Annotated in this window: 6 protein-coding genes; 2 read left to right on the top strand and 4 right to left on the bottom strand. The window is 59.7% G+C overall.

The features are described 5' to 3' along the window. Positions 1-29 precede the first annotated feature (29 nt). The 4 genes from NZK35_RS31820 to NZK35_RS31805 form a co-directional block, all read right to left on the bottom strand. Positions 30-362, bottom strand: coding sequence for a histidine triad nucleotide-binding protein (locus NZK35_RS31820; RefSeq protein WP_259636568.1), 333 nt, complete (start codon positions 360-362; stop codon positions 30-32). 42 nt (positions 363-404) lie between these two features. After that, entirely contained in the window at positions 405-4,322 is a 3,918-nt protein-coding gene (locus NZK35_RS31815) for an FtsK/SpoIIIE domain-containing protein (RefSeq protein WP_259636567.1), read from the bottom strand. Positions 4,323-4,505: 183 nt separating this feature from the next. Beyond that, entirely contained in the window at positions 4,506-4,772 is a 267-nt protein-coding gene (locus NZK35_RS31810) for a hypothetical protein (RefSeq protein ID WP_259636566.1), read from the bottom strand. A 4-nt stretch (positions 4,773-4,776) separates the two neighbouring features. Further along, on the bottom strand, positions 4,777-5,994 hold the full coding sequence (locus tag NZK35_RS31805; protein WP_259636565.1) for a cell surface protein: 1,218 nt from the start codon (positions 5,992-5,994) through the stop codon (positions 4,777-4,779). 158 nt (positions 5,995-6,152) lie between these two features. Between NZK35_RS31805 and NZK35_RS31800 the strand changes: the two genes are divergently transcribed. Continuing rightward, positions 6,153-6,536, top strand: coding sequence for a DUF6384 family protein (locus NZK35_RS31800; RefSeq protein WP_259636564.1), 384 nt, complete (start codon positions 6,153-6,155; stop codon positions 6,534-6,536). 18 nt (positions 6,537-6,554) lie between these two features. Then, positions 6,555-7,976: a hypothetical protein gene (locus NZK35_RS31795; RefSeq protein ID WP_259636563.1), complete on the top strand. Its 1,422-nt coding sequence runs from the start codon at positions 6,555-6,557 to the stop codon at positions 7,974-7,976. Positions 7,977-8,264: the final 288 nt, after the last annotated feature.

Below are 8,264 nucleotides of genomic sequence, written 5' to 3'. Positions count from 1 at the left end.
GCTAAAGCCTGGACACCAGCACATCCTATTCAAACCAGCGTCTGTTTGGCGCCACCGAGCAGATGAAAGTGCAGGTGCGGTACTTCCTGTCCTCCCGCCTGACCGCAGTTGACGACCATGTTGTAGCCATCGGCCAAGCCTTCCCGGGCGGCAATCTTGGCGACCGCCAACACGCAGTGACCGACAATCGATTCATCTTCGTCGGACAAATGTGCCAGCGATTCAATCTCTTTCTTGGGGATCACCAAGACATGAACCGGCGCCTTGGGATTGATATCGCGAAACGCCAAGCACACGTCATCTTCGAACACAATGTCGGCGGGAATTTCGCGGTCGATGATTTTGCTAAAGATCGATGGCATGGTCGACGGTGTGAAACCTGATCTTGGGAAGTGAATGAGCTGCTACGATTCCAACCAAGCTTTGACGTCCATCGCCTCGGCTTGATCGGGCTGGCGAAACTTGCTGATTCGGCCCGCCGGTTCATCGTACAACAGCATCGTCGCGGCGGACAGTTCGCTGGCGATCGGAGAATCGATCAACAAGGACGAATCAGACGCGTTCAATTGCCCTAGCACACGCAGTTCGACATCATGCTGTGATTGCCGGGGCAACCAGCGGGTCATGATTTCCACGCCGCCGCACACCAAGATGCAGTAGACGTTGGCGGGCGGTCCGTCTTTGAGCACTTCGCGCATCGCCTGGCCTCCGGACATGCTGCCCTGCGTCGCATCGAGCGAAAAATTAAACGCGTCTTCGTGGCGAAAGTCTCGGAATCGATCCAACGGATCGATCACGATCACGATCGGATGAACCCCCTCGGCCTCGTCGCCGCGTTCCTTCACCAACTCGGCCAACTTGCCCATTTCCGGTGCACTCTCACGCGGCTTCACCTCACGGACTTTGATTCCCGCCCGCTGCAACCACGGAGACAGAGACTGGGTTTCGTTGGTTCGGTTGCCGTTGAAATAGATCACTTCCAATTCCGAGTTCGACCTCGCAAACCCGGAAAGCATCGTGGAGAGCAGACCGGGGCGGGCTTCGGGCGCCGGAATCATCACCACGTTGCGACCGGCGTTGCGAGACAATTCGATTGCAACCGGCGGACCGATTTCGACGGACTCTCCCAACAATCCGTGCAACTCTTCGCCCGACTGGGCCCGATCGCCGATCGCGGCCGCAGCCAACCCCGGCGACCATTTGCAGGGACGATTGCCCTCGAACACCACTGGCGGAGGTAGTTTTTCGAGAAACACCTTGTCCCGCTGCGTGATCTTGGACAGCAACGTTCGATGCTCGTCGTTGCTCAGCCAGGCAACCTGGAACGGTTGATTGCCTTCGATCAAGCCGCCCGCATCGTTGTAAATCGCTTCACCGGGACGCGTGATCAATCGCGCCGCGGTGTTGTCATCGGACAAAATCAACGCCGCGTCGGACTCGCTGCATTGCATCGCGATCCGAACGGCCATCTGCCCCAACGTTGCCCGCGGCAACGAATAGGCCCCCGCCAGCGACTGGCTGCTCAAAATCACGTGGATCCCAAACGACCGCCCCTGACGCACCAGCCGGTCCAGCAACATCGAGCACTCCGCGGCCACCTTGTCATCGCGAATGAACAACTCTTGAAATTCATCGATGATCAGCATGATTCGCGGCATCGGCTGACCGCTTGCCGATCGATAGTCCGCCAACTCCTGCGTCGACTGCGCACGAAATCGTTCACCACGCTGTTGCAGTTCCTGATCCAGCCGCTGCAAAACGCTGCGACCGAATTCGCGTTCGCTTTCGATGCCGATCACCCGTGCGTGCGGCAACCCGCTGTCGGCATACGTCTTGAATTCGACACCCTTCTTGAAATCCAACAGGTAAAACTGCAATTGTTCGGGTGTGTAGTGATGCGCCCCCGAGGTGATGATCGAGTGCAGCAAGGTACTTTTGCCCGACCCGGTTTTCCCCGCGATCAAGACGTGCTGGCGGACGCCTTCGCCCAGGTCCAAGGCAAGCGTCCGTTGCCCGCCCTGGCTGCCGATCGTGATCTCGATCCCCTCATCGGTCCGCGCCTTGCCGCCTTGTGCCGGCAGGATCGACTCCAGCGGAATTTCCACCCGCGCGGCCATGGTGGCGGCCGTCCCGATCTGGTTGGCCAGTTCCCCACGCAGATCGGCCTCGACATTCTCCGCCGGCACAAACTCCAATCGTTCCAGACCCTCGTGCCGCACGCTCCAATGGCCGTCTTTGTCGACCGACAATTCCAACACGCGGCTGTCGTGGGGCAACGGCAGATCGCTGGGCCAGACTTGATTCTCGTTGCAGACCATGAAAACGAAGACGCCGCAGCGAACACCACTCTCGATCAGCGCTTTGAGGTGTTTGTACCCGCCGCGGGTCAAGCCTTCGGGAAACCCGACCGCGGCGACCGCTTGATAGGGCTCGGCCATCGAACCGGCGATCTGGTTGTAGTCCTCGACGCGTTCGAACTGGTCCCGCAGACTGGACTGCAAGACATCCTCGGCGTGCTGAGCGATTTCGCCCAACCGTGTTTCGATTTGATTCTCGGTCGTCCAGACACGATGGCTGACGAGGGTGGGATCGTGATCGGCCAAGGACATGAACGAGGTAAAGTTCTGGCCGCGACCGATCGGATCGATCAGCGTCAATTTGGTTCGCCCGCCGGAGGTCCCCGAAAGCATCCGCCACAAGACCTGATGAACCAGCTCGACCGCCTTGGTCATCTGGTCCGGGGCGGCGTGAACGATCAAACCGTCGTGCAGCCGCCGATGGAGCGCCACCGGCATTTCGTCGGGAAGATCGCCGCTGCGAAACAGCGGTTTGACTTGATCGGAGTGGTTGCCCGCCCCGTCGGGGGCATCCCCAATGCGTTCGGACGTCAGCGTCCGCGCCAGAAACTCGGTCACTTTCAGATGCCCCAGCGGCACGAAATCCAATTCGTCGCACTCGGTGTGCGGCTGGTCGGCGACCTTGTCCCAGTTTGGAAACCGCATAACGCATGCCTTTCCGGCCGACTTGATGCGTTCCAGACCGCCCCGCACCCCGTCTCGCATCCGATCGGTCACCCGTTGCAATTCTTCGTGCCGTCGACGCGCGTTGGTTTCCCGTTGCCGGTGCAAGGCCTGGTCGGTGTCGGCCAACTGTGCCGTGATGGTTGCCGCGACCTGCTCGGCACGATGATGCATCTCCGAATTCACCTTGCCATAGCCGGACAGGAAATCGTCACCGAGCTGCTCCAATTGCTCGTTCAATTCTGCCCTGGCCGCTTCCTGCTCGGCCGCCAACTGCTGCGCCAAATGCTCCAACTGCTCTTCACGCCATTGATCGGCCGCTTCAAGGTGCCGATCACGACGATCTTCCAAGTCGGCCAACGCGTCGCGTGCGGTGTCTTTGGAGATCTTGCGCCCGGCCGCGGCAGCTTCTTCGGCGGCTTGCCCCGTCCGAATGATCTTGGGGTACATCTGCCGGGTTTGCCGCCGCAGGGGAATCAGCAACGCCGCGTAAATGCAAAACCCGATCACGGCGGCGGCCACCACGCCGGAAACCATGTACAGCCAATACGCGGCCGGCTGGACGACCTGCACGCCGACACACCACAACACGACCGCGACGGCGACGCCACCAGGCAAATAAAACGAATCATCGAATTTGGCCGCCGCACTGTTTTGCAGCTCGGTGACAAAGCCCCGACACGCTCGCGAAAGCCGATACACGGTGTCGACGGCTTCGGCAATCGATTCCGGTGGCGGCTCGCTCATGTCCTCTTCCGGAGTCTCCGCCGGTGGGACGTTGGGCAACCGATCCAGTCGCCGAATGGTCAAATCGCGTGCCCAAGCCACGTCTTCACCGATCGGAACGAGCGAAGCATTGATTTGCTCGATCTCTTTTTTGCTCTGCTCGCCGGGCTGGTGACGCCGCGCCTCGAATTGATGCAGGATGGCTTCGCGACGCGCTTCGACTTTTCGCTCGATCGCGGTTTTTCCCTCGGCCGCCTTTTTGCGATACAGCGAGGCGAGACGATTGACCTCCGTTCGCAACCGAACGGTTTCCTCTTCATAGCCGGCGAACACCTTCTCCTCGGCCGCATCCCATTGGCCCAGTGTGATCCGCCGCTGCCGTCGACACTCGGCCGTCACGCCACTGCGATCGGACAGTAACTGTTGCTCCTCTTCGTCGCGTTGGGCGGCGTGCTGGTTGATCAGTTCCTGACGCTGGGCTTGGCAGGTTTCAAACCGCGTGACCAACGCATCGATCAGGCGGCGTTGTCGCTCGGGCGAGAACAGCCCCGCGGGTGCAACCGAGAAGTCTTTCATGGTGCGGATCGGAATCGAGGAGAAAAGACGAGGGAGATATCCCAACCGGGCAGACCCGTCGTTTCCATGGCGTGGGGTCCTCTCGTCTCGGACCCGCCGACAGTCTGTCTGCCAAACAGGAAGAGCGTCCGAAACTCGTCGCCGGTGCCGCTACCCCAATCATTTCAGTTCAGGAGACCGACTCTAGTATAGCTCGCGGGAACGTTGGTCGGTGTCGTTGATCGCGGCTTGTGATTTCCGCAATGTCTCGGTGAATTCGGCCAACGTCGACGCAAACCGCGACAGGCTCGGCCCCAGAGGGGCGAGAAACTCCCGCTCGAATTCCGCCGCGCGATCGTCTCGCCAGTCCTGTTTGGTTTCCTGCCATAACCGGGCGAAATCATTGAATTCGCGCCGGAATCGATTCTGGGCGTCGGTCAGGGGGGCGAGGTTCAGGGGATCAAGTGGCATGGCTTCAGCGTTTGATCTGGTCGCGTGCGTGGCGGGCGAGTGTTTCCTGGTACTTCTTCTTGCCCTCTTCGACACTTTTGCGAATCGCCCGCGTGCTCTCTTCGCTCTCCTTGCGTAGTTCGGCGATCATCTCCAACGACTCGATCTGAAAATCGCTGATCGCATCGACCAGTTTTTGCACCGATTCAGGATTGATCGTGCTGCCGTATCCGGCCTTCAACGCGGCGCGTTCCAGTTCACGCCCCAAGTTGGCGACGTCTTCCAACCCCTTGTTGACGCCGTCCTTCATCGCTTCGGTCGCCTGGGTGACTTCGTGTAGACCGTGCTGGCTTTGATAGACCGTGCCGAGGATCGTGAAGACATGTTCGTTGGTCGTGAAAAACGTGACCGCGCGGCGGTAGACGCGTTCCTTGACATCGTGCGTCTGTTTCAACTTACTGATCAACGTTTCACCGACGTCGTAACCGATTTCCAAGTTCTCCGCGATGTCTTTGAGTAACTGGTACGTCTCGTCCTCGTCTTCATATTTCTGGCGCGACTCGTCACGTGCAAGCTCCAACTGGCTCTTGCCCCCTTCGTCGCTGCCGGTGTAGTTGTCCAATGCCTCTTGGGCATCCGAAAGTGCCTTTTGAACGGCTTCCAACCGTGGGGCGTGGGCATCGAGCAACTCGCGGGCCAGCACCTCGGCTTCCTTGAGCGCAAATCGAAAGTCGATGTACGCGTCCATGATCCGGTCTTCGCTCTTGAGTGCCTCCTTGGTGTCCTTGGCGACGTCGGAATAGATTTCGACGATTTTTTCGAAGCGGTCGTTGGGGGTCCCCCGGCGGATCTTCATCCACCAGTTGGACAGTTTTTCGGTGCCGCTGATGCGACCGTCATCCAGCTGGGCGATCAACCGCTTGCTGTCCTCACGGACGGAGTCGAATTCCTGAGAAATCTGCAGGTACCGGTTGCCGACCTCGATGCTCTCGACATTCTCGCGCACCAACGCGTTGAACGCCCCCATGTGCTGAATCACATCCGCGATCGCCAACACTTTGGCCTCATCGAGATGCTTGACGCCTTCGAGCAAGGAAATTAATTCCTGTGGGGCTCCACTCTTGCTGTCGACGCCGAAATCCTTCAACACCTGGACCGCATCGTTGAGGTATTTTCGCATCTTGCTCGTATCGCGTGGCTGAGACTGGGATTGCGATGCAGACGCTTGAGCTTGCTGGGACATGTTTTTGGGTCTTTGACGGATGTATGGTTGCGAAAGAAACCGACGACGGGCGTCAACACGCCTACCAAGTTAGCGCACCGATGCCCCAGACGCAATCGAGACGGTATCTTGTATTCTCGGGCACCGCCCCCACGCCCTGTTTTCCCACATCAAACACGATGAGCCAAGCACAAGCCAAACAGACCCGAATCGAAGTCCCCGGCCAACACCTGACGCTGCAGGAAACGTTGCGGGTGATGGACGTCGCCCGGGAAATGCGGGACCAACGCGAGAAAGCCGAGGAGATGTTTCGCCGAGATGACCTCCGCGTCGCCCTCCGCGAAAAATTACTGCGGACGGCGCGATTGTCCGGTGACAACGTGACCGAGGCCGAAATCGATGCGGCGATCGGCCAGTACATGGAAACCCTGCATACCTACCAGGATCCCGCGCCAGGGTTGAAACGTTTTCTCGCCCACTGCTGGGTGTGGCGGGGCAAGATTCTTTGGTCGTTGGCCGGTGCCGCGGGATTCGCCGGCGGCCTTTGGTTCCTCTTCGGTTAGCCCAGGATTGCGTGCAACATGACGATTTCCGGTCCGGCAATGCACCGTCTGCTGATGGACGGGTACAGAGACGTGCAGCAACGCATCGACCAGATGCGGTCCGAGTTCTCCTCGATCGATGCCCAACGAGACCAACTCGCTGACGATCGCAGCGACGCACTCATCAATCTGGCGGAATACTACCTGCCCGAGTTGACCCGTGAATCGATCGAATCGTCTTGGGGCGAAGTCCGTGATCGCGTCCGGCAGGTCTTGATGCGAAAAGAAGACCATCGGCGCCGCGTGTCGACCGCGCTGGCCGACGCCAACGAGCGACGCGATCTGCAAGAGGATCGCTTGTTGGAAATCAATGCCGACTATGACGAAGCGAAATCGAAACAAGACGCACTCGCCTCGCAAGTCGAATCTGAATTGGCCGCCGACGAAACCTTTGTTTCACTTTCCAATCAAGCGGCGATGGCCGAAGCCGCCCTGGAGCGGGCCGAAGCCAACCTGAACGAAATCGAACAGGACGCCGCGCGAAAACTGCCGGGCTACGAAAACAGCGCGCTATTCACCTACCTGAGAGACCAGCACTACGGTACCGACCAGTACGGCAAACGAGGCTTCACACGCCGGATGGATCGTTGGCTGGCGCAATACATCGATTACCACAAAGCCAGACAGAGCTACCAGTTCCTGGCCGATACCCCCGACCAAATGCGCAAACTCATCGGCGAGGACCGCGCCGCGCTCGACACCGTGATGGAGGAACTGGAAAAGCGACGCGACCTGGTCGTCAAGCGACTCGGGCTGACCGCCGCCGTCTCCAAAGCCGAACAGTTGGGCGATCGCCGCGAGCGGCAACTCGTGGAACTCGACAAGCTCCGCGACGAAACGGAATCGCTCCAGCGCGAGCTGACGGATCTGGAAGACACCCGCGGAGAATACTACCGCGAAGCCGTGGCCGCGATTCGCGAACGGCTCGCCGAGATCGACGCGCGCGACTTGGCCTCCAACGCCCGTCGAACCCCTTCGCTGACCGATGATCAAATCGTCGCACGGATCCAGGGGGTCGACCAGAAACTCGACGATCTGAACGGCGACACCCGCCGACATCACGACGAGATTCGTGACATGCAGCGCTGCATCGAAGCACTCGGCCGGCTGATCCAACGTTTCCGAGCGGCAAAGTTCGACGCCGCGCGTTCCCATTTCGAACCCTCGCTGGACATCCTGGACCTCCTGCATCGGGCCAAGAACGAACGCGACATCGACGACGCCTGGGATCGACTCCGCCGCGCCCAGCGCTGGGGGCCGACGCTCAGTAAGCAACTGGGCAACGTCGCCTCACACCCGATGTCCCAAGTCTTGATCGGTGCGATGGCGCTCGCCGCCGGGGCAGCCAGAAAGGACCACACCGACCGAGCCGCCCGCCGCCGCGACCAAAACCGCCGCTAGCCACAAAAAGGGGAAAGGGGCAATAGTGTTCGGCCCGGCGTTTGCATCGCGCGAGCATGAGATGATAGCAACGGGTGCCCTTGTTTGCAGCGGACGTGATCGGCCGGATGGCCAGCGGAGGCTAACGCCAGCTTCTGAGATGTTCTGGCCGCAGGTCATCCGCGCCGAACCCGTTGCAGCGTTTTGAGCTCGTGTGGCCCACGCGTTGATCATCAGCCCCACGACTCCCATGTGACCGGCGTTGCGTGATCGAATCGGTTTTTCTTTTACTAAAAGACCGAAATCGTT

Source organism: Stieleria sedimenti (assembly GCF_025060895.1).
GTDB classification, from domain to species: Bacteria; Planctomycetota; Planctomycetia; order Pirellulales; family Pirellulaceae; genus Stieleria; species Stieleria sedimenti.
This window is presented reverse-complemented; position numbering and strand designations above follow the sequence as displayed.